The organism is Rickettsia endosymbiont of Urophora cardui, from assembly GCF_964030725.1.
In the GTDB taxonomy this organism is placed as follows: domain Bacteria; phylum Pseudomonadota; class Alphaproteobacteria; order Rickettsiales; family Rickettsiaceae; genus Rickettsia.
In genome coordinates, this window is the sequence record NZ_CAXIPY010000005.1 from 123939 (window position 1) to 145806 (window position 21868).

The following is a 21868-nucleotide window of genomic DNA, read 5'->3' on the forward strand; positions in this document are numbered from 1 at the left end:
ACTTTTTTAGATACCTCGTAGCTCTGCTGCGAGGAGCATCATTAAATATAGATATATCATGGCTCATTTAACGATAGATGAAAGATTTAAAATATACGAAATGAATAAGAGTGGTTATAGCTCGCGATATATAGGGACAAAGATTGGCCGTGATAAAAGCACTATATGTTATGAACTCAAGAGAATGAGGCATAATTATAGACCAGATAGGGCTAACACACTTGCTTGCAGTTTAAGGCAAGGTAAGAGAAAAAGAAAATTAGATATTGATAATAATTTACGAGCAGAAATAATAAAGCAGTTAACACAGGGTATTTCACCAGATATAATTTCAGGTAGACGTAAACTATCACGAGATACTGTCAATATTTCTACAGAGAGTATATACCAGTTTATTTATACATCTCCTATAGCACAAAGGCAAAAATTATATTTATCTTTAGCAAGAAAAAGGAAAAATAGGTTGCATCATGGTACAAGAATCAGAAACAAAAGAATTACAATACCAAATCGAGTTTCCATTACTGAAAGACCAGAGATAAATAGAAAGATAGCAGCAATAGGTCATTTAGAAGGTGATTTAACTTTTAACAAAGGTAATCAAAGTCGTAATATAGGCGCTCTTGTGGATATCAGAACACAAAAAGTGTTTCTCACTTTAAACCGTTCAAAAAGAACACAAGATGTGATTGGTAACATGAATAAAAAACTTAAACAATTGTCGCATATAATCAAAAGCATAACGTTAGATAATGGCAAAGAATTTACCAATCATGAACAACTATTGCCAAAATCTGAACGAAAAGTATATTTTTGCAATCCTTATTCTCCATGGCAAAAACCATTGATAGAGAAGATTAACTCAATGGTGCACAGAGTATACTCTAAATCTTTAGATATAAAAAAATTAACAATAAAGCAATTACAAGAAATTGAGGATTTTTTAAATAATTTACCAAGAAAAGTGCTCGGTTATAAAACACCCAATGAGGTATGGGAAGAAAATATAAATCTGGCTTAATTAATACTGGAATTTACCTAAAGATACAATTATATTTTAAAGTTCTAAAAAACCTTTCTATTACTATATTATCAATACTTCTACCTTTGCCATTCATTGAAATTTGGATATCATGCTCCTTGAGAATATTTATGTGGTCATAACTGGTATATTGGCTACCTTGATCACTATTAAATATCTGTGGAGCGTTATACTTACTGAGAGCTTGTTTCAAGACATCAGTTACAAGAGATGCATCCATAGAATTTGACAGTTTATAGCTCAATATGGCCTTGCTATGCCAATCTATAATAGCTGCCATATACATAAAGCCACCATTAGTTCTAATGTAAGTAATGTCACCACTCCAAACCTCATTCACATTAGGCACATACACTTGCTTTGTTGAGCCAGATTTAGTCCAATATTGATCAAGTAAGTAGCTATAGATCTTATGCTCACTATCGTTTCGAGAAGTAGATTTTTTCTTATGTGGGTAAATAGTCTATCCGCCAAAAACACTTCAAATCCTGATCATTTGTAATGGGATAGAGTTTTGACAACAAATTGCTAAGATTTTCAATAAAAATTAATAAGTTATGTTAATTTTTACTGATACATTTCTGTGTTGGTCTAATTTTGATATGGAGCTATTGTTAACGATTTTTTATCGTTCATCTAGTTTTTGCATGATGATATTTTTGATTTATGTGGAGTTAGACACGATTTGTAAATGATTTGCAATGCATCGTAAATTCAAACCAATAGCAGAGATTATTGGATTGATAATATCTCCTATCATACCTTTCAAGAAGTTTCTACCCATCCGACCATATTGCTTTAAGTGACCTATTATTGGTTCTATGGCACTGCGTCTCTTGATCATAGACTTGTCCTCTTGTAACAACTTCTTCCGCGTTTTTGGGGTATATACCTTACTCTTCTCCTTTACATTGCTACCACTATACCCAAGATCAACAAATGATTTCTTTATCTTGATTCCAGTGACACTCTCTACTGCTTCAAAGCTCTGATGCAATGTATGACCATCATAAGGATTATTATGAAACGATTTTGCGGATAAAACAAAATTTCTACGACCACTTACTACTACCGCTACTTTATTGCCAAACTCATATGGCTTGTTGCGTTTTCCCTTTCCTATACACTCTACTTCAGGGGCATGAAAACTATATAATACTTTGTTATCTTCTTTATATTGCTTTTTAGCTTCTCTTTTTAAAACAGATTGGTTATGTATTTGTTTTATTTTTTGCAATACTTCTTGATTTTTGAGAGACAAGTTTAATTGCTTATTTTTGATCTCACGCTCACATACTCTAATCAAACGACCCAGTAATATTTTTAAATGCTTCATTATTTTCCAACGCTTCTTGGCTTTACTATGTTCTTTATATTTCCATAGCTTTACTATATCGCGTTTATAGGTTCTAGCGTATGTTTCATTCAAATGTATACCCAAACTGTTGCAAAGCTTTACTATGCTAAGCCTAGCTTTATCCATTAAATAAACATCGTGTGGGTGTTTGATATTCTTAATTTGTACAGTCGTATCAGCGATGATTAATTCCAAATCTTTTTTTTTAATTGTGTTAGTTTTTATCCCAACCCTGATCAACTCCGATAATATCTCATTATATCCAGCTTCACCTAATACACTACGAAACCGTCGTATACTAGTTTCCGAGATAGCTATGTCTTTTTCTATATATTCCCACCCGCAGAAATACTGCCAATACATATTCTCTTTTAGCTCTTCCTCTGATAATGAATCTGAAAAATTATACATTGCTTGTAGCATCGTTATGCCAAGCATCACTCTATGACATTTTCTATTTCTACCAAATTTCTTAATACAAACATTTTTTGATAACCACTCTTCGAGCCTAGACCAATTTATTAATTCTCTTAATTTATATAGCTTATTATTTGGGTTTAATTCTTCTTTTAATTTATAACCAAACAGTTTCCCTTGTTCTTGCGATTTGATAATGTTGTCTATTGGCATTGACTGAAATCCATAAGGTTTATGACCATATTTTATCATTTTCTTACGGATTGTTGTATTACTTCTTGTCTTAAAACCATATTATCTATAAGGCTTGTAGAGTTTTGGCGGACGGACTAAATAGCTTCTATACCCATCATCCTCATATAGCTAACACGGAAATGTTTCTACCACAGATTAGGAAAAACTTAGGCATTGATCAATAATTTTACGTAAACAGTTTTTAAAGTTAGTCCAGCAATGTTTAATAGGATTTAGATCTGGTGAATATGTGAGTAAATACAAAAACTATGGTAAAAACCTTTCCGCGTTAGCTATATATTTCAGTACTCGATCTTTACCGACAATAAAACCATCTTCTAGTAACTGTTGATGAATATAGCGATAACCAAATTCAGGATTATCTGTATATATTTCATCTATTCTATTTAAAATACTTAATTTATTTATACTCATCTCCTTGGATTTATAGTAGGCTGTAGATCGACTAATCTTTAATAGTTCACACTGTCTTGATTTTGAGAGTTGATTTAGCTTGGAGTGTACAAGACTCTTTTTATTTGATAAATCCAAGCTTTTGAGCTTTCCCACGGCCCAGTCCCTCTCAACTGTGATTCTACCAAGAGCTTTAGCAAGTTCATCATTTTGCTCTTGTAAATGATTTATTTGTTCTTGACAGGAGTTTCGCACTTAGCAAATAATATGCTAATCTAGAGAAAAATAGTTTTAGATAAAAATGACAAGATCAAAATGTAGCAAAGATTTATATAAATCATTCTTACAAGCAAGTAGTGTAAGATATACTAGCAAAGCATTATCTGAAGTAAGTCCATTAGATCTATCGCACGATAGTGCAAGTCGATGGTTAAAGAGTAAGGATTTTCGCCCTAGCGAAATCTATAGCAAAGTGTCAAAATATATTGATCTGGAAGATCCTTGTTTATTAGTGGGAGATGACACCTTATTGTCAAAGCAATACAGTAAGAGGATCGAGCTTGTAAATTATCAATATTCTGGGGCTGTACATGATGTTATACCTGGTATAGGAATGGTAAACTTACTGCATTACAATACTCAAATTGATCAATCTACTCCTGTAGATTATAGAATATATGATAAAGAAACTGATGGTAAAACAAAGAACGAGCATTTTTGTGATATGCTTACTTTAGCTAAAGAAAGAGGTATCAAGCCTGATGCTATAGTTATGGATGCTTGGTATAGTGGTTTGGATAATTTAAAACATATACGTAATTTAGGTTGGATATGGGTTACCAACCTAAGAAAAAATAGAAAAGTTAATCGTAATGTTAGCTTGGAAACTTTAGAGATTCCCGATGAAGGGCTAAAAATTCACCTACGTGGATACGGTTGGGTTACGGTATTTAAGTTTGTGGCAAAAAATGGTCGCATTGATTACATAACAACTAATTTAGAGAATCCTACACGTGAGCAAATAGAGAAAATTGTTAAGGCGCGTTGGTCTATAGAAGTTTATCATCGAGAATTGAAACAAACTTGTGGTATTGAATGCTGTCAGGCACGCACGGGTCGAGCTCAAAGAAATCATATTTGCCTTGCTGTATTGGCCTGGCTTGATATGAACAAAAGGAGGATAAATGAAAACATTACTTTATATCAACAAACTTGGGAAGTTATAAAAACATCAATTCAGAACAACATTAAATGGCTTCTAACTAATACACAATTTTGCTAAGTGCGAAACTCCTGCTTGATATTCACTCAAAACTTTAGCTGGTTCAAAAGCTAATGCCGCATTACCTAAAAACTGTTTTTTCCAATTTTGAATTGTTTTAACACTTATTGCATATTTTGAAGCTAACTGACCAAGTGTCGACTCCTCTTTTATTAATTCTAATACTATCCCCGTTTTTTCTGAAGCACTGAAAATTTTTACTTTATTTTTCTTCATCTTTCCTCTTAAGTTTATTGCTATTTAGTCCCTCCGCCAAAACTCTAAAAAATATCACTTGTGTCACTAATTTCCAAAAATAGTGCGATTTTAGAGCAAATTACTCTAATTTTGAGGGCTGATTTTAAATTTTTGTATTAAAAACCACACTATTTCCCAAAATGCATTCATTTTTTTATTGTCATTTTTTTGTATTTCCATAAGCTTTTGATATAAAACCTTTCATTTTCTTATGGATTTTACTATGCATTTTTGCCTTAAAACCCTATTGCCTATAAGGCTTTTAGAGTTTTGGCGGACGGACTATTTATTCTAACTTATTGCGGAAACACACTCCTTCATTTTTTTGTCCAATTTTTTCATGTATGGACCTCCTGTAGAATGCAAGAAAAAAATAACATCAATAATAAAAACAAACAAATGCAGTCATGTATCCGGCTTATAGCTGATAAATCAACCTAATTTATTCTACAGCCCTGATGGAATTCGCTGGCTTACAAACTATATACTTATCAGTCCATCGGCTTCTAAAAGAGCCACTGAAAAACGCAGTTTTTTTGTAAGCTAAGGTTTGTCTTATTTACCATCAATATTAATTATCTCAAGCATATTTTGGGTTGGAATCTCTTACATATTGTTTTGCTTTTACCTATTCATTATATAAATCACCATTTATTTTACTTATAAGTGCTATGCTACACACTCTTTAGCTACAAACTTTACTCTCTACATAATCATCTCCTGATCTTAGTACAGCAAACACCACTCTTGCCAACTTATTAGCTATGGCAACTGTCGTTTTATTATGGCTACTTCGCTCAGATAAATTAAACATCCATTTCGTAAATTGGCTAAAATCTTTTTTAGATTTCTGTTCTTCCGATGTAAATCTTATCTTGGCATTTAGTACAGCTCTAGCCCCTTGAATTAATAAAGTGCGTAAGTATACATCACCTCGCTTGCTAATTCCCAGCAGCTTATCCTTCCCACCACTTGAATGTTGTCTTGGCACTAATCCTAGCCATGCCGATAATTGCCTGCCATTCTCAAAACTTGTAGCATTACCTATTGATGCTATTAAAGCAGTAGCAGTAATTAAACCAAGACCAGGTATAGCTCTTAATCGTTGATATTGAGTTAGGTTACTTGCTATCATTGTTAATCGTTTTTCTATCTCTTTTATTTTTCTGTTATTATCTAAGAATTCTTCTTTTAGTTCACTAAATGTTTGATAACTTAACTGGCTTAATTTCCCTGCATCTAAAATCTCAATTAATTTTGTGATAACCTTATTAATGCCTTGAGGAACAATAAAACCAAACTCATGTAGTAGCCCCCTAATTTCATTAGCAAGTGCTGTACGATTTTTTACCAATCTCTCTCTTACCCTATGTATTGATAAAATTTCTTGTTGCTCTATAGTTTTAATTGCAACAAATCTCATATTAGGTCTTGTCACGGCTTCACATATCGCTTCAGCATCTGCTTGATCATTTTTATTAGTTTTAACATATGGTTTGACAAATTGCGGTGCCATTAGTTTTACTTCATGCCCTAATTTAGTTATTTCTCTTGCCCAATAACTAGAACCACCACAAGCTTCCATCCCTACTAAACATTGTGGTAAATTAGCCATAAATGTCAAAACCTGATCTCTCATCAATTTTTTCTTTAATACTGTCTTGCCATTTTTATCTACACCATGAATTTGAAAAATTCTTTTTGCAATATCTATACCAATTGTAGTAACCTCCATATGGACCTCCTTAATTGTTGTTTTAATATGTTAAATATTAACCCTAGAAGATTAGCAACTGCTTTTCATTCTCTATATCAGGAGGTCCATACCATTAGTCCATTATAAATTATATAAATCAGACTTTGTAACTCTTCCATCATATACTCGTTTTATAGCTCTAAAACCAAGAGTTCTGAGTTATTTAGTTTTATTACTTGAATGGTATATGCAGGCAGCTCAATCTACGGGAGTTTCTTATATTGACGCCACATCTTTAGAGGTTTGTCATCGAAAAAGAATCTCTCGTAATAAAGTCTTTGCCGGTATTGCTGCTTTGGGTAAAACAACAAAAAGTTGGTTTTTTGGTCTAAAATTACATTTGGTTATTAACGAAAAAGGTGAGATTCAAGGTCTAAAACTAACGCCTGGTAATGTAGATGATAGAGCGCCGGTTTCGATAATCACCAAACATATCACGGGATTATTGTTTGGCGATAAGGGTTATATCAAACAGGCGCTCTTTGATGATCTATACAGCAAAGGAATCAAGTTAGTAACTGGCATAAAGAAGAAAATGAAGAATACAGGAGTTTCGCACTTAGCAAAAAGTATGTTAATCTAGAGAAAAATAGTTTTAGATAAAAATGACAAGAACAAAATGTAGCAAGGACTTATATAAATCATTTTTACAAGCAAGTAGTGTCAGATATACTAGCAAGGCATTATCTGAAGTGAGTCCAGTAGATCTATCTCACGATAGTGCAAGTCGATGGTTAAAGAGTAAGGATTTTCGTCCTAGCGAAATCTATAAGGAAGTGTCAAAATATATAGATTGGGAAGCACCGTGTTTATTAGTGGGGGATGACACCTTATTATCAAAGCAATACAGTCAGAAGATTGAGCTTGTACGTTATCAATATTCTGGAGCTGTACATGATGTTATACCTGGTATAGGAATGGTAAACTTACTACATTACAATACTAAAATTGCTCAATCTACTCCCGTAGATTATAGAATATATGATAAAGACACTGATGGTAAAACAAAGAATGAGCATTTTTGTGATATGCTTACTTTAGCTAAAGAAAGAGGTCTCAATCCTGATGCCATAGTCATGGATGCTTGGTATAGCGGGTTGGAGAATTTAAAACATATACGTAATTTAGGCTGGCTATGGGTTACCACCCTAAGGAAAAATAGAAAAGTTAATCATAATGTTAGCTTGGAAAGTTTAGAGATACCCGATGAGGGGCTAAAAATTCACCTACGTGGATACGGTTGGGTTACGGTATTTAAGTTTGTGGCAAAGAATGGTCGCATTGATTACATAACAACGAACTTGGAAAATCCCACACGTGAGCAAATAGAGAAAATTGTTAAGGCACGTTGGTCTATAGAGGTTTATCATCGAGAATTAAAACAAACTTGTGGTATTGAACGCTGTCAGGCACGCACGGGCCGAGCTCAAAGAAATCATATTTGCCTTGCAGTATTTGCCTGGCTTGATATGAATAAAAGGAGGATAAATGAAAACATTACTTTATATCAACAAACTTGGGAAGTTATAAAAACATCAATTCAAAACAATATCAGATGGCTTTTAACTGATTCGCAACTTTGCTAAGTGCGAAACTCCTGGAATAAACTTATGCCATTATTTGAACAAATATTATTACGCAAACGCTCAATTATTGAAACAGTATTTAGTGTGCTGAAGGGTGCTTTCGAGATCGAACATACAAGACATAGATCAATTTGGAATGCCTTTGTACATATCTTATCCGCCCTAATTGCATACTGTATGAAACCTAACAAACCTGCTATATCTCAAAATTAGCTAATCCAGAATTCAGGTTATAAATACTAAATCTTGTTTATCTATAGTTTTTAGTTTCAATATAAACTCATTCCTTAGACCAATATCCCTTTTGGGATGAAGAAAAGTTTTTTTTATAACTATAACCTAATTTATTAAGCAATCTTGATATAGTACTTGCAGATACTTTTTGACTCCAGTTCTTAGCTAGCTCCATGGTGGTTTTATCAAAATTAAGTTCTATAAATTTTTTAAATCCCTCTATGTCTCTTATTATTCTACGATGTCCTGTATGATAACCACTTTTTGCTTTGACATCGCCAGTTTGTTTCTTTAATTTTTTCCACTCTATTATAGTCTTCCTACTAATAGAGTATATCTCTGCAGTCTCTTTTATTGTTTTACCATCTGTTAAACTTTTTATTACTCGTATTCTTAAATCGTATGAATATGCCTTTGCCATAAGTTTTTCATTTAGTATAATCCAACTCATACTATAAGTCACTACCTTATCGCATTAAGCTATAGCTCCAGAACAACTTCTCTTATCCTAAATTGGCGTTAAAAAAGTATAAAAAAATTGGAATACATTTCTCCTTATGGAAAGGATTTTGTCAAAACTTCAGGTTTACGGTGCCAATGTGGGGATTTGAACCCCAGACCTACGCATTACGAATGCGCCGCTCTACCAGCTGAGCTACATCGGCAAGAATTTAAAATAAGAAAATTATTTTGGAAGTATTATTGTGGAAGTACTAGGCTCTGTAAAGGAAAAATGATGCTCCTCGCAGCAGAGCTACGAGGTATCTAAAAAAGTTTTAGTTGTTTCTTATGATATCACGAAGCAGAGCTTCGGGGAATTAAACCCTGAGAGATTAAATGTAAGATCAAATGTCAACTAATACAGTTTATCAATATAATCCTTAATCATTTTGTCAGTCACATTGCCTGTGGTTCTGACAAAATATCCAACAGCCCATAAGTGTTTACCCCAATACTGTTGCCGTAATTCTGGAAATTCCTGCTGAATCTTCCTTGAACTCTTTCCTTTGAGATACTGTACCACCTTACTAATACTTTGATAAGGTGGCACAGATACATAGATATGTACGTGATTTGAAGCTATCTTCCCTCTTAATATCTCTACACCATTATTCTTACATTATAGCGATATTTAGTCACCCATACTATATGATAAGTGCAATCGTAAACTGTGTGGCTTCGCTTCTTGTAATACTGCATCTCTTCATTCTATATGTTAAAACGACGCACTGCAAGTGCGAGGTTTTTCTCCCAAATTTGGGACAATACAAATGCTATGCATTTTACTAGACTGCTTCGTCAAAACTTATAGTTTTTCCTCGCAATGATGATATCTATACTTAGTTAGTAATACCAATTTTTTTCACGAAACTAACAATGCGTCCTTAATATAGTTTTCGCATGGCGTTGTTGTATGGTTCGGTTTCACATCTGTGTTATACCGTGGCGGCATTTTTGTATGGCTTTGGTGTCATTCCTGCATGAGGGGGATTGCTTGCGTGGATCGAAAAACGCCCTAAGGTAATCATCTAGTTGCTTGGGAACTAGATCCAGAAAAATAACTAAAAATATCAATAATATTGATATTTTTAACTGGATGCCGTGGTCAAGCCACGGCATGACACCGAGGGCGTTTTCCGATCTACGCAATAACGCCGCCACGGGATGACAAGAAAAAACTACTTCACGCAAGCACAACGACCACGTTAGGATGACATTGCACACTTTTTCAAGCTATGCGATAAAGCCTGAAGCAAACTAGATTACAATACCACTAAAGATGCGTAGAAAACCTTAAGTGGAAATGCTGCGTATCGTCGTATTTCTTCTTTTTAACCGCAAAACCCCAGTCCATTCTAATTGGTGCAAAGCGTGTTACCCAAATAAACCCGAAACCGACTGATGCTCTAAGTGACTTATCATTATAAATACCATTTGGACTTTGATATTTTGCTTTATTTAAGCCTACTCCCCATAAGCTTCCTAAATCCATAAATACCGCACCAGTAAGGTTAAATTCTTCAGGTACTGGAGTTGGGAAGTTAAGTTCAGTAGAAAATGTATAATATCTTTTACCGCCTAAACCTTCATTAGTAACTTTTTTACGTGGTCCAACACCACCGCTAGCAAAACCTCTTAAGCTATAATCACCTAAATTAAAGCGATCTGAAATTCTAATAACTCGTCCGCCGAGTGCTGCAATATCACCTCCAGAAGCAGATAGTTTGACAGTAAGCTTATTTTGTATGAAAGATTTATAATATTTACCATCAACTTCATGTTTCAGATATTTATTATCACCTCCAATACCCGCATATTCTTGACTAACACTTACTAAATAACCATTCTTCGCAATAATTTTACTATCTCTTTGATCATAAGCAATAGTGTGACCAATAGCAGAAGTAATAAACTTACCCATTTGCTCCTGTAAAAATATTGAACTTGATGGAGATGGAGCACTCAAGGTATCACGTTTAATTAAATAATCTATTTCGTGGCTTAAATCTTCTTTAATTTCATAACCTAAGGAAGTTTTACCACCTACAGAATGCTGTCTATAATTTTGATCTGTGTTGGAAAGTACACTCTGACCACGACCGCTTTTATTGATAAATCCGCTTACACCTAGGGATAAATCACGATCTAAGAAATGTGGGTCAGTAATACCACCATAATAGCTAGTAGTATTTTTACTTACCTGCACACCAGCATTAAGTATTTTACCCGTACCTACTAAGTTACGCTCTAAGAAAGAGAAGCGTCCAAATACCCCACCTGTGGAGTTATACCCTAAATCAAAACCGACAGCAGAAGTAGATTTTTCATCAACCTCAACATTTAAGTCATATTTATCCTTGGTTTTTGCTTGAGCAAAAGTAATTCCTATCTTCTCAAAATAATCTAAGTTTCTAAGATTACGTTCTCCTTTTTCAATATAAGAACGGTTTAGTATATCATCTTCTTCAGATTTAAACTCTCTTCTTATAACATGATCTTCAGTTTTAAGATTATTAATAATATTAATTTTATTGATATAAACCTTATCGGCTTTCTCTATAATAAATTTAATATTAATTGTATGATCAGGATTTTTTACAATATCAGGATAAACATTCACTACTGGATAGCCTACTGCTGTAAAATATTCTCCAATTTTATCAGCAATATTTTCAACTGTTTTCATATTGAAAACACTACCTTGCTTAATATTAACAATTTTATTAATAGGAGTTATATCGATATTGGTTAATTTGTTTTCTATTGTAACATTACCGAAATTATATTTTTCACCCTCTTCAAGAGAATATGTAAGAACGAAATATTCTTTGGTATTATTTAACTCAGCTGATACCGAAATTACTCTAAAATCTGCAAAACCAACTGATTGATAGAATTCTTTTAATAATTCTTTATCATATTCAATACGATCAGGTTCATAAGTATCATTACTATCTAAGAAACGAAACCAACGAGATTCTTTAGTTAAAACGATAGATTTAAGCTCTGAATCGCTATAACTTTCATTACCACTAAAATAAATATATTTAATACCAGTTTTTGGTCCTTCTGCGATATCAAAAATAACCTTAACTCTGTTATTTTCTAAATCTTCAATTTTAGGTGTTACTATAGTAGCAAAACGTCCGCTACGTTTATAAATTTCTGATATTTTTTTTACATCTAATTCAATTTTAGCTTGGCTTAAAGACTCACCTGCCATCGTATAAATCTCTTTAGATAGCATATTAGCTTTTATTTTAGAGTTACCTCTAAACACTACGCTACTTATAAATGGAGTTTCAGTAACGCTAACAATTAAATTACCATCGCTTGACATATCCATTTTGATGTTTCTAAAAAGTGAAGTAGCATATAAGCGTTTTATTGCTTCGTCTTCTTTTAAACTATTATAGCTTTCACCAGGTTTTAGCTTTAAATAGCTCTCAATAGTAGAGCGTTCAATTCTATGATTACCTTCTATAGTTATTTTACGAATAACTGAATCTGCTAGGGAAATGTTATAATAAAAAATTGTTACTGTTAAAATTGCTAATTTAATAATTGACCTGATTATCACCTAAAACCTTCTTATAAGATTTATTTAAAATTTTTGCGTTAAACCTGAAGTTTTGACAAAAATTCTAATTTTTCTGACTAAAGTAAAAATTTATATTTAAAGTTAAATATTTAGTGCTTTTATCAGCTTAAAAGCGATATTTCTACAATTTAAAGTAAATTATTTGATATATAATACAAATTATAGATTGATACACCCGCCACTTTTTTTAATAAAAATTTTTTGTCAAAACTTCAGTTAAACGTACACTATAGTAAATAATATTAACTATAGCAAGTAAATCTACCCACTTAAGAGAATAAATTTTTTATATCGTTAGAAAAAGAAATTACAGTGAGGAAAATTATTATCATTATCCCTATTTGTAATAAAATATTTCTAGCTTTAATATTCGGTAATTTACCCGTAACTGCCTCATATAATATGAATAATAAATGACCGCCATCAAGTACTGGTATAGGTAACAGGTTAAGTAGCCCTAAATTTACCGAAAGCATTGCTATAAATAGTAAATACATCTCTATACTCTGTTCTAAAGTTCTTCCTGATTCTTTTGCAATAGCTACTGGTCCACCTATTTCACTTACTGATCGCTTTCCTACAATCATTTGTGATGCTGCTTTTAAAGTTACAGCCGATATATCTATAGTATCACATATTGCTTCTGATAAGCTTGATAATATCCCTATTTTAGTGTGAACAGGTTCATTGTTAGCCATAATACCAATACGCAGTATTTTCCTAGCTTTTTCTACAACTACTTCTTCAGGCATTATATTAACAGTAAATTCTTCACCTTTGCGCTCTATTAATAAAGTAGAGGAATTTAAACCATTAATTAGTATTTCTTTTTGTACATCACTAAAATCTTTAACTAATTTATTATTAACTTTAACAATTCTATCACCCTCTCGCAAATTAGCTTTTTCTGCTGGTGATTCAGCTATTACCTCTCCTATTACAGGCTGAATTTCTACTTTACCAAGGCAAAAATAAAATCCGGCAAATATTATTATAGCAAGGAAATAATTAATTAAAGGTCCTGCTGCAACTATTAAAAAACGCTCAAAACAAGACTTAGCATAAAACGCTACTTTTTCATTTATTTCTTGCGTTTTATCCATAATGTTTCGATCATAACCATAAATCTTAACATATCCCCCGAGGGGCAATAAACAAATTTTCCACCTAACCCCTTTTGAGTCTGTAATACCGATTAATTCTTTGCCGAAACCTATCGAACATTCTTCGATTTTTACATTAAAGAATCTTGCAACTGCATAATGCCCTAGCTCGTGGATAAACACCAAGATGCTAATTGTTATAATAAATCCGACTATAGATAACATAAATTTTTTATTATTAATATGTAGGTAGACGAAGTTGAATTTGGAAAAGAGTAATCGGCTCATAAAATTAGGAGCGGCAGTAGTGACTTAATACGTTGCTACCTGCACACTTATAGAATGACGTAGCCAATTTTCCAAATTAAACGAGTATACAAATAAGTAGTTTTAAAGTATAGTATGCTAAATTTAACACTTTATTTCTTTTTATGAGTTCAAATAAAATCAATAAGAAGTCGATTGCACGTATTGCAGCAATACAAGCTATATATCAACATATGTTACGGAACAATGACAATATAGATGATATAATAGAAAATGTACTTTCTTTTTATCGCAACGATACTTCTATGACTGATTCACCCATAAAAATATCACTAACTATAAGTCATTTTAAAATGTTGGTAAAGTTGGTATTTGAAAATATTGATAAAATAGATGAAATTATAATTAATCATCTGGTAAATGATAAAAACCAAAATCATATACCTATTTTGCTACAAGCTTTATTACGCAGTGGTATATGTGAATTATTATTTTTTCCAGATATACCTACTAAAGTAATAATTAATGAATATACAGATATAGCACATGATATGCTAAATGACCACGAAATAGGCTTTGTTAATTCTATATTAGATAAAATAGCACACGAAAATAAAAGATTTTATGACAAATAATTTAAGTGGTTATAGAAATAAGTTTGTTAGAGTTAAGACTTCTAAAAAACGCACTGTTTCTTCTAGCAACTGGCTAAGGCGTCAGTTAAATGATCCTTATGTTGCAAAAGCACGCATTGAAGGCTTTAGATCAAGGGCTGCATATAAACTCCTTGAGATTCATGAAAAATTTAAAATTTTCACCCCAAATATGAAAGTAGTTGATTTAGGAGCAGCCCCAGGGGGATGGAGTCAAGTAGCTTCTAAACTTATTAAAGCCACTGATGGTAATTTAAAAAATAAAATAATTTCAGTTGATTTGCTTGAAATCGAACCAATTCCTGGAGTTGAATCTTTTCAAAAAGATTTCTTTGAAAAAGATACTGAAGAATTAATTATTCAAGCTTTAAACGGCAAAGCTGATATAGTGCTTAGTGATATGGCATCAAATACTATAGGTCACAAAGCTACCGATCATATAAGAACTCTGCTTTTATGCGAGCAAGCTTTTGAGTTTGCTTTCAAAGTCTTAAACCCTTCCGGTCACTTTATTGCTAAAATCTTTCGTGGTGGGGCTGAAAATGAGCTTTTAAACAAAGTGAAACGTGAATTCTCTACTGTCAAACATTTCAAACCATCATCCAGCCGCAAAGAATCAACAGAAATTTACCTAGTTGCTCTAAATAGGAAAAATGATGCTCCTCGCAGCAGAGCTACGAGGTATCTATCCAAAAAGCTTTAACTGTTTTTGTTGAAATGCTTTATAAGAAGGTTTGCCTGAACCTTGATTCTGTACATAATTACGTAATTTCTGCTCATCACCATGTTTACCTACTGTGCTCATAAAATATCCTTTACTCCAAAAAACTCTTCCATCATATACTCGTTTTATAGCTCTAAAACCAAGAGTTCTGAGTTATTTAGTTTTATTACTTGAATGGTATATGCAGGCAGCTCAATCTACGGGAGTTTCTTATATTGACGCCACATCTTTAGAGGTTTGTCATCGAAAAAGAATCTCTCGTAATAAAGTCTTTGCCGGTATTGCTGCTTTGGGTAAAACAACAAAAAGTTGGTTTTTTGGTCTAAAATTACATTTGGTTATTAACGAAAAAGGTGAGATTCAAGGTCTAAAACTAACGCCTGGTAATGTAGATGATAGAGCGCCGGTTTCGATAATCACCAAACATATCACGGGATTATTGTTTGGCGATAAGGGTTATATCAAACAGGAGCTCTTTGATGATCTATACAGCAAAGGAATCAAGTTAGTAACTGGCATAAAGAAGAAAATGAAGAATAAACTTATGCCATTATTTGAAAAAATATTATTACGCAAACGCTCAATTATCGAAACAGTATTTAGTGTGCTGAAGGGTGCTTTCGAGATCGAACATACAAGACATAGATCAATTTGGAATGCCTTTGTACATATCTTATCCGCCCTAATTGCATACTGTATGAAACCTAACAAACCTGCTATATCTCAAAATTAGCTAATCCAGAATTCAGGTTTATAGATATTGGTACAGCCCATTTAGGCTGAGCACCGATGCAAACTACACTATATTCATAACCCGCAACTGATCGGTTATTAGCATTCTGTCTAATATATGTACGATCAATTGCTTTCTTGGAATCTTTCTTGCTACTCACTGTAGTATCTATTTGTAGTAAGTTTTTACTCTCATTCATCAGTTTACTTATTAAGTATTTTTCTATATCTTCTCGAGTCTTAAAACGTTGCTTATCTCTTATATTTAATGATTCATCACGAGCACAGTAAAAATTCTCTATAGCTCTGTATAGGAAAGTTCTATAATTAATTAAGCCAGATATAATCAATTTTTAATCTCTCAGGGTTTAATTCCCCAAAGCTCTGCTTCGTGATATCATAAGAAACAACTAAAACTTTTTTAGATACCTCGTAGCTCTGCTGCGAGGAGCATCATTTAAATATAGATATATCATGGCTCATTTAACGATAGATGAAAGATTTAAAATATACGAAATGAATAAGAGTGGTTATAGCTCGCGATATATAGGGACAAAGATTGGCCGTGATAAAAGCACTATATGTTATGAACTCAAGAGAATGAGGCATAATTATAGACCAGATAGGGCTAACACACTTGCTTGCAGTTTAAGGCAAGGTAAGAGAAAAAGAAAATTAGATATTGATAATAATTTACGAGCAGAAATAATAAAGCAGTTAACACAGGGTATTTCACCAGATATAATTTCAGGTAGACGTAAACTATCACGAGATACTGTCAATATTTCTACAGAGAGTATATACCAGTTTATTTATACATCTCCTATAGCACAAAGGCAAAAATTATATTTATCTTTAGCAAGAAAAAGGGTAAATTCCAGTATTAATTAAGCCAGATTTATATTTTCTTCCCATACCTCATTGGGTGTTTTATAACCGAGCACTTTTCTTGGTAAATTATTTAAAAAATCCTCAATTTCTTGTAATTGCTTTATTGTTAATTTTTTTATATCTAAAGATTTAGAGTATACTCTGTGCACCATTGAGTTAATCTTCTCTATCAATGGTTTTTGCCATGGAGAATAAGGATTGCAAAAATATACTTTTCGTTCAGATTTTGGCAATAGTTGTTCATGATTGGTAAATTCTTTGCCATTATCTAACGTTATGCTTTTGATTATATGCGACAATTGTTTAAGTTTTTTATTCATGTTACCAATCACATCTTGTGTTCTTTTTGAACGGTTTAAAGTGAGAAACACTTTTTGTGTTCTGATATCCACAAGAGCGCCTATATTACGACTTTGATTACCTTTGTTAAAAGTTAAATCACCTTCTAAATGACCTATTGCTGCTATCTTTCTATTTATCTCTGGTCTTTCAGTAATGGAAACTCGATTTGGTATTGTAATTCTTTTGTTTCTGATTCTTGTACCATGATGCAACCTATTTTTCCTTTTTCTTGCTAAAGATAAATATAATTTTTGCCTTTGTGCTATAGGAGATGTATAAATAAACTGGTATATACTCTCTGTAGAAATATTGACAGTATCTCGTGATAGTTTACGTCTACCTGAAATTATATCTGGTGAAATACCCTGTGTTAACTGCTTTATTATTTCTGCTCGTAAATTATTATCAATATCTAATTTTCTTTTTCTCTTACCTTGCCTTAAACTGCAAGCAAGTGTGTTAGCCCTATCTGGTCTATAATTATGCCTCATTCTCTTGAGTTCATAACATATAGTGCTTTTATCACGGCCAATCTTTGTCCCTATATATCGCGAGCTATAACCACTCTTATTCATTTCGTATATTTTAAATCTTTCATCTATCGTTAAATGAGCCATGATATATCTATATTTAAATGATGCTCCTCGCAGCAGAGCTACGAGGTATCTAAAAAAGTTTTAGTTGTTTCTTATGATATCACGAAGCAGAGCTTCGGGGAATTAAACCCTGAGAGATTAAAAATTGATTATATCTGGCTTAATTAATTATAGAACTTTCCAAGGAAAAATAGGTTGCATCATGGTACAAGAATCAGAAACAAAAGAATTACAATACCAAATCGAGTTTCCATTACTGAAAGACCAGAGATAAATAGAAAGATAGCAGCAATAGGTCATTTAGAAGGTGATTTAACTTTTAACAAAGGTAATCAAAGTCGTAATATAGGCGCTCTTGTGGATATCAGAACACAAAAAGTGTTTCTCACTTTAAACCGTTCAAAAAGAACACAAGATGTGATTGGTAACATGAATAAAAAACTTAAACAATTGTCGCATATAATCAAAAGCATAACGTTAGATAATGGCAAAGAATTTACCAATCATGAACAACTATTGCCAAAATCTGAACGAAAAGTATATTTTTGCAATCCTTATTCTCCATGGCAAAAACCATTGATAGAGAAGATTAACTCAATGGTGCACAGAGTATACTCTAAATCTTTAGATATAAAAAAATTAACAATAAAGCAATTACAAGAAATTGAGGATTTTTTAAATAATTTACCAAGAAAAGTGCTCGGTTATAAAACACCCAATGAGGTATGGGAAGAAAATATAAATCTGGCTTAATTAATACTGGAATTTACCTTCTATAACTAGAAACACTAGGAAATGAATTGAAGATGAGAGGATGGCGGATGGGTGTGTATTAGCAATGAAGCAGGGTAATGTCTGTGGAGCGAAGGCACCCTACTGATAACATTATTCCAACAACAAGGGAGGTAAAGACGAATGATAAAAACGTCTATAGAATTACAAGACCTGAGAAGGAAGATATATATCAAAGCTAAAGCTGAAAAGCAATGGCGATTTTGGGGATTATATGTTCATGTATGTAAGATAGAAACACTAAGAGAAGCCTACACGCTAGCTAAGCATAATAAGGGAGCACCTGGAATAGATGGTGTTACCTTTGAAATGATAGAGTTAGCTGGAGTTGAACAATTTCTGGAAAACATACAAACAGAATTACAATCCAGAACCTATTATCCTGACAGGAAAAGGGTAAAGGCAATTCCTAAAGATAATGGGAATAAAATGAGGAAGTTATCCATACCAACTATCAAAGATAGGGTAGTGGAAGGAGCGCTAAGACTGATTTTAGAACCAATATTTGAAGCTGACTTCCAACCGGGATCATATGGATATCGCCCTAAACGGACTGCAGCTGCAGCTATCGAAATAGTTACAGTAGCAGCAATTAAGGAAAAGACAAGAGTAATAGATGTAGATTTACGCTCTTACTTTGACACGATTGCTCACGTCCAGCTATTTACAAAGATAGCAGAGCGTGTAAATGACAAAGATGTTATGAAACTACTAAAACTGATAGTTAAAGCTGGTGGAAAAAGAGGCATAGCTCAAGGCGGGCCACTATCACCTCTTTTAAGCAATATTTACCTAAATGAAGTAGATAAAATGCTAGAAAGAGCAAAGTGTGTGAGCAAACTAAAAGATGGCTATGACCACATAGAGTACGTTAGATGGGCTGACGATCTGATCATACTGATTGACGGCTATAGAAAATGGCAGTGGATAGAGAAAGCAATCAATATAAGGCTAAGACAAGAATTGTTGAAAATAAAGGTTGAACTAAACGAAGAGAAGACAAAGACAGTCGATCTAAAGAATGGTGAGACATTTAGCTTTTTGGGTTTTGATTTTAGACGAGTAAAAACTACGCAAGGTAAAATTGGAATCCAGAAGACGCCTAGAATGAGAGCGCGAACTGCCCTGCTAGAAAAACTAAAAGAGATATTCCGCAAGTTTATATCGCAACCAGTTGATAGAGTAACATACCTTATCAACCCGATATTGCGAGGCTGGATAAATTACTTTAGGATTGGTAACTCTAGCCGTTGTTTTGGATATGTACGAGACTGGGTAGAGAAGAAAGTAAGACGCCATTTAATGAAATCACGTGGATTGAAAGGCTTCGGCTGGGAAAGGTGGAGTAGGAGAGACTTGTATGAGAAGATGGGATTGTATAACGATTACCAAATTCGATATTACAGACCTTTGAAAGCAATAACAGCGGATAGGCCATAGGCAATGATAAGAAGTTATCAGGAAAGCGTAATACGGGAAATCTGTACGTTACGTTTGACGAGGCGGGTGATGGAAAACGGGGGTAATAAGACTATAATGGACTAATGGTATGGACCTCCTGATATAGAGAATGAAAAGCAGTTGCTAATCTTCTAGGGTTAATATTTAACATATTAAAACAACAATTAAGGAGGTCCATATGGAGGTTACTACAATTGGTATAGATATTGCAAAAAGAATTTTTCAAATTCATGGTGTAGATAAAAATGGCAAGACAGTATTAAAGAAAAAATTGATGAGAGATCAGGTTTTGACATTTATGGCTAATTTACCACAATGTTTAGTAGGGATGGAAGCTTGTGGTGGTTCTAGTTATTGGGCAAGAGAAATAACTAAATTAGGGCATGAAGTAAAACTAATGGCACCGCAATTTGTCAAACCATATGTTAAAACTAATAAAAATGATCAAGCAGATGCTGAAGCGATATGTGAAGCCGTGACAAGACCTAATATGAGATTTGTTGCAATTAAAACTATAGAGCAACAAGAAATTTTATCAATACATAGGGTAAGAGAGAGATTGGTAAAAAATCGTACAGCACTTGCTAATGAAATTAGGGGGCTACTACATGAGTTTGGTTTTATTGTTCCTCAAGGCATTAATAAGGTTATCACAAAATTAATTGAGATTTTAGATGCAGGGAAATTAAGCCAGTTAAGTTATCAAACATTTAGTGAACTAAAAGAAGAATTCTTAGATAATAACAGAAAAATAAAAGAGATAGAAAAACGATTAACAATGATAGCAAGTAACCTAACTCAATATCAACGATTAAGAGCTATACCTGGTCTTGGTTTAATTACTGCTACTGCTTTAATAGCATCAATAGGTAATGCTACAAGTTTTGAGAATGGCAGGCAATTATCGGCATGGCTAGGATTAGTGCCAAGACAACATTCAAGTGGTGGGAAGGATAAGCTGCTGGGAATTAGCAAGCGAGGTGATGTATACTTACGCACTTTATTAATTCAAGGGGCTAGAGCTGTACTAAATGCCAAGATAAGATTTACATCGGAAGAACAGAAATCTAAAAAAGATTTTAGCCAATTTACGAAATGGATGTTTAATTTATCTGAGCGAAGTAGCCATAATAAAACGACAGTTGCCATAGCTAATAAGTTGGCAAGAGTGGTGTTTGCTGTACTAAGATCAGGAGATGATTATGTAGAGAGTAAAGTTTGTAGCTAAAGAGTGTGTAGCATAGCACTTATAAGTAAAATAAATGGTGATTTATATAATGAATAGGTAAAAGCAAAACAATATGTAAGAGATTCCAACCCGAAATATGCTTGAGATAATTAATATTGATGGTAAATAAGACAAACCTTAGCTTACAAAAAAACTGCGTTTTTCAGTGGCTCTTTTAGAAGCCGATGGACTGATAAGTATATAGTTTGTAAGCCAGCGAATTCCATCAGGGCTGTAGAATAAATTAGGTTGATTTATCAGCTATAAGCCGGATACATGACTGCATTTGTTTGTTTTTATTATTGATGTTATTTTTTTCTTGCATTCTACAGGAGGTCCATACATGAAAAAATTGGACAAAAAAATGAAGGAGTGTGTTTCCGCAATAAGTTAGAATAAATAGCAATAAACTTAAGAG

The 21868-nt window shown here is 33.1% G+C and carries 17 protein-coding genes, 1 tRNA gene and 7 pseudogenes; 12 read left to right on the forward strand and 13 right to left on the reverse strand.

Translation table 11 applies throughout. The features are described 5' to 3' along the window. Positions 1-58 precede the first annotated feature (58 nt). Positions 59-1021, forward strand: coding sequence for an IS30 family transposase (locus AAHI98_RS07110; protein ID WP_342224646.1), 963 nt, complete (start codon positions 59-61; stop codon positions 1019-1021). A 19-nt stretch (positions 1022-1040) separates the two neighbouring features. On the opposite strand, the pseudogene AAHI98_RS07115 reads toward AAHI98_RS07110, so the two are convergent. The 3 genes and pseudogenes from AAHI98_RS07115 to AAHI98_RS07125 form a co-directional block, all read right to left on the reverse strand. After that, positions 1041-1502 (reverse strand): annotated as a pseudogene (locus AAHI98_RS07115) (transposase); the annotation flags it as partial. A 204-nt stretch (positions 1503-1706) separates the two neighbouring features. Further along, a complete protein-coding gene (locus tag AAHI98_RS07120; RefSeq protein WP_342224717.1) occupies positions 1707-3068 on the reverse strand; it encodes an IS5 family transposase in 1362 nt (453 codons plus the stop codon). A 249-nt stretch (positions 3069-3317) separates the two neighbouring features. Continuing rightward, complete coding sequence (locus AAHI98_RS07125) at positions 3318-3719, reverse strand: IS3 family transposase (RefSeq protein ID WP_342225482.1); 402 nt, start codon at positions 3717-3719, stop codon at positions 3318-3320. 46 nt (positions 3720-3765) lie between these two features. Here AAHI98_RS07125 and AAHI98_RS07130 point away from each other — a divergent pair, with 46 nt between their 5' ends. Then, positions 3766-4746, forward strand: a complete 981-nt coding sequence (locus tag AAHI98_RS07130; RefSeq protein WP_342224656.1) for an IS701 family transposase — start codon at positions 3766-3768, stop codon at positions 4744-4746. Here the strand turns inward: AAHI98_RS07130 and AAHI98_RS07135 are convergent. After that, positions 4723-4962, reverse strand: coding sequence for a helix-turn-helix domain-containing protein (locus AAHI98_RS07135; RefSeq protein ID WP_342225483.1), 240 nt, complete (start codon positions 4960-4962; stop codon positions 4723-4725). The genes AAHI98_RS07130 and AAHI98_RS07135 overlap by 24 nt on opposite strands. 706 nt (positions 4963-5668) lie before the next feature. After that, a complete protein-coding gene (locus tag AAHI98_RS07140) occupies positions 5669-6718 on the reverse strand; it encodes an IS110 family RNA-guided transposase (protein WP_342224642.1) in 1050 nt (349 codons plus the stop codon). Between the two features lie 97 nt (positions 6719-6815). Here AAHI98_RS07140 and AAHI98_RS07145 point away from each other — a divergent pair. From AAHI98_RS07145 to AAHI98_RS07155, 3 genes and pseudogenes are all read left to right on the forward strand, one after another. Then, positions 6816-7316, forward strand: a pseudogene (locus tag AAHI98_RS07145) (IS982 family transposase); the annotation flags it as partial. Between the two features lie 28 nt (positions 7317-7344). Next, the gene (locus tag AAHI98_RS07150) at positions 7345-8325 is read left to right on the forward strand and encodes an IS701 family transposase (RefSeq protein ID WP_342224659.1); all 981 of its coding nucleotides are present in this window, start codon (positions 7345-7347) and stop codon (positions 8323-8325) included. 15 nt (positions 8326-8340) lie between these two features. After that, positions 8341-8538, forward strand: a pseudogene (locus AAHI98_RS07155) (transposase); the annotation flags it as partial. Between the two features lie 67 nt (positions 8539-8605). Here AAHI98_RS07155 and AAHI98_RS07160 read toward each other — a convergent pair. From AAHI98_RS07160 to rseP, 5 genes and pseudogenes are all read right to left on the reverse strand, one after another. Next, positions 8606-9010 (reverse strand): helix-turn-helix domain-containing protein, encoded by a 405-nt coding sequence (locus AAHI98_RS07160; RefSeq protein ID WP_342225484.1) that lies wholly within the window; start codon positions 9008-9010, stop codon positions 8606-8608. 141 nt (positions 9011-9151) lie between these two features. Next, a tRNA-Thr gene (locus tag AAHI98_RS07165) sits at positions 9152-9224 on the reverse strand. Between the two features lie 191 nt (positions 9225-9415). After that, positions 9416-9759: pseudogene (gene tnpA, locus AAHI98_RS07170) on the reverse strand (IS200/IS605 family transposase). A 574-nt stretch (positions 9760-10333) separates the two neighbouring features. Beyond that, positions 10334-12640 carry an outer membrane protein assembly factor BamA gene (bamA, locus tag AAHI98_RS07175; RefSeq protein ID WP_342225485.1) on the reverse strand — a complete coding sequence of 769 codons (2307 nt, stop codon included), beginning with the start codon at positions 12638-12640 and terminating at the stop codon, positions 10334-10336. Between the two features lie 290 nt (positions 12641-12930). Then, positions 12931-13989 (reverse strand): RIP metalloprotease RseP, encoded by a 1059-nt coding sequence (rseP, locus tag AAHI98_RS07180; RefSeq protein WP_342225486.1) that lies wholly within the window; start codon positions 13987-13989, stop codon positions 12931-12933. A 206-nt stretch (positions 13990-14195) separates the two neighbouring features. On the opposite strand from rseP, the gene nusB reads away from it, so the two are divergent. Further along, the gene (nusB, locus tag AAHI98_RS07185) at positions 14196-14666 is read left to right on the forward strand and encodes a transcription antitermination factor NusB (protein ID WP_342225487.1); all 471 of its coding nucleotides are present in this window, start codon (positions 14196-14198) and stop codon (positions 14664-14666) included. Then, positions 14656-15387, forward strand: coding sequence for an RlmE family RNA methyltransferase (locus AAHI98_RS07190; RefSeq protein ID WP_342225488.1), 732 nt, complete (start codon positions 14656-14658; stop codon positions 15385-15387). The genes nusB and AAHI98_RS07190 overlap by 11 nt, the downstream gene beginning before the upstream one ends. On the opposite strand, the gene AAHI98_RS07195 is transcribed toward AAHI98_RS07190, so the two are convergent. After that, the gene (locus tag AAHI98_RS07195) at positions 15370-15537 is read right to left on the reverse strand and encodes a transposase (protein WP_410526221.1); all 168 of its coding nucleotides are present in this window, start codon (positions 15535-15537) and stop codon (positions 15370-15372) included. The genes AAHI98_RS07190 and AAHI98_RS07195 overlap by 18 nt on opposite strands. Between AAHI98_RS07195 and AAHI98_RS07200 the strand changes: the two are divergent. Then, a pseudogene (locus tag AAHI98_RS07200) lies at positions 15515-16141 on the forward strand (IS982 family transposase); the annotation flags it as partial. The gene AAHI98_RS07195 and the pseudogene AAHI98_RS07200 overlap by 23 nt on opposite strands. Here the strand turns inward: AAHI98_RS07200 and AAHI98_RS07205 are convergent. Continuing rightward, on the reverse strand, positions 16125-16490 hold the full coding sequence (locus AAHI98_RS07205; RefSeq protein WP_342225490.1) for a hypothetical protein: 366 nt from the start codon (positions 16488-16490) through the stop codon (positions 16125-16127). The pseudogene AAHI98_RS07200 and the gene AAHI98_RS07205 overlap by 17 nt on opposite strands. Positions 16491-16614: 124 nt before the next feature. Between AAHI98_RS07205 and AAHI98_RS07210 the strand changes: the two are divergent. Continuing rightward, positions 16615-17016: pseudogene (locus tag AAHI98_RS07210) on the forward strand (transposase); the annotation flags it as partial. Positions 17017-17027: 11 nt separating this feature from the next. Here the strand turns inward: AAHI98_RS07210 and AAHI98_RS07215 are convergent. Continuing rightward, positions 17028-17990, reverse strand: a complete 963-nt coding sequence (locus AAHI98_RS07215) for an IS30 family transposase (RefSeq protein ID WP_342224646.1) — start codon at positions 17988-17990, stop codon at positions 17028-17030. 162 nt (positions 17991-18152) lie between these two features. Between AAHI98_RS07215 and AAHI98_RS07220 the strand changes: the two are divergent. From AAHI98_RS07220 to AAHI98_RS07230, 3 genes and pseudogenes are all read left to right on the forward strand, one after another. Continuing rightward, positions 18153-18722 (forward strand): annotated as a pseudogene (locus tag AAHI98_RS07220) (IS30 family transposase); the annotation flags it as partial. 162 nt (positions 18723-18884) lie between these two features. Further along, the gene (gene ltrA, locus AAHI98_RS07225) at positions 18885-20201 is read left to right on the forward strand and encodes a group II intron reverse transcriptase/maturase (protein WP_342225493.1); all 1317 of its coding nucleotides are present in this window, start codon (positions 18885-18887) and stop codon (positions 20199-20201) included. Positions 20202-20400: 199 nt separating this feature from the next. Beyond that, entirely contained in the window at positions 20401-21450 is a 1050-nt protein-coding gene (locus AAHI98_RS07230) for an IS110 family RNA-guided transposase (protein ID WP_342224642.1), read from the forward strand. Positions 21451-21868 lie beyond the last annotated feature (418 nt).

Excerpts from the sequence above, each read along its gene's own strand:
- AAHI98_RS07160 (WP_342225484.1), bottom strand. The coding sequence starts at position 9,010 with ATGAGTTGGATTATACTAAATGAAAAACTTATGGCAAAGGCATATTCA.
- nusB (WP_342225487.1), top strand. The coding sequence starts at position 14,196 with ATGAGTTCAAATAAAATCAATAAGAAGTCGATTGCACGTATTGCAGCA.
- AAHI98_RS07140 (WP_342224642.1), bottom strand. The coding sequence starts at position 6,718 with ATGGAGGTTACTACAATTGGTATAGATATTGCAAAAAGAATTTTTCAA.
- AAHI98_RS07110 (WP_342224646.1), top strand. The coding sequence starts at position 59 with ATGGCTCATTTAACGATAGATGAAAGATTTAAAATATACGAAATGAAT.
- AAHI98_RS07190 (WP_342225488.1), top strand. The coding sequence starts at position 14,656 with ATGACAAATAATTTAAGTGGTTATAGAAATAAGTTTGTTAGAGTTAAG.
- AAHI98_RS07130 (WP_342224656.1), top strand. The coding sequence starts at position 3,766 with ATGACAAGATCAAAATGTAGCAAAGATTTATATAAATCATTCTTACAA.
- AAHI98_RS07215 (WP_342224646.1), bottom strand. The coding sequence starts at position 17,990 with ATGGCTCATTTAACGATAGATGAAAGATTTAAAATATACGAAATGAAT.
- ltrA (WP_342225493.1), top strand. The coding sequence starts at position 18,885 with ATGATAAAAACGTCTATAGAATTACAAGACCTGAGAAGGAAGATATAT.
- rseP (WP_342225486.1), bottom strand. The coding sequence starts at position 13,989 with ATGTTATCTATAGTCGGATTTATTATAACAATTAGCATCTTGGTGTTT.
- AAHI98_RS07120 (WP_342224717.1), bottom strand. The coding sequence starts at position 3,068 with ATGATAAAATATGGTCATAAACCTTATGGATTTCAGTCAATGCCAATA.
- AAHI98_RS07230 (WP_342224642.1), top strand. The coding sequence starts at position 20,401 with ATGGAGGTTACTACAATTGGTATAGATATTGCAAAAAGAATTTTTCAA.
- AAHI98_RS07150 (WP_342224659.1), top strand. The coding sequence starts at position 7,345 with ATGACAAGAACAAAATGTAGCAAGGACTTATATAAATCATTTTTACAA.
- AAHI98_RS07135 (WP_342225483.1), bottom strand. The coding sequence starts at position 4,962 with ATGAAGAAAAATAAAGTAAAAATTTTCAGTGCTTCAGAAAAAACGGGG.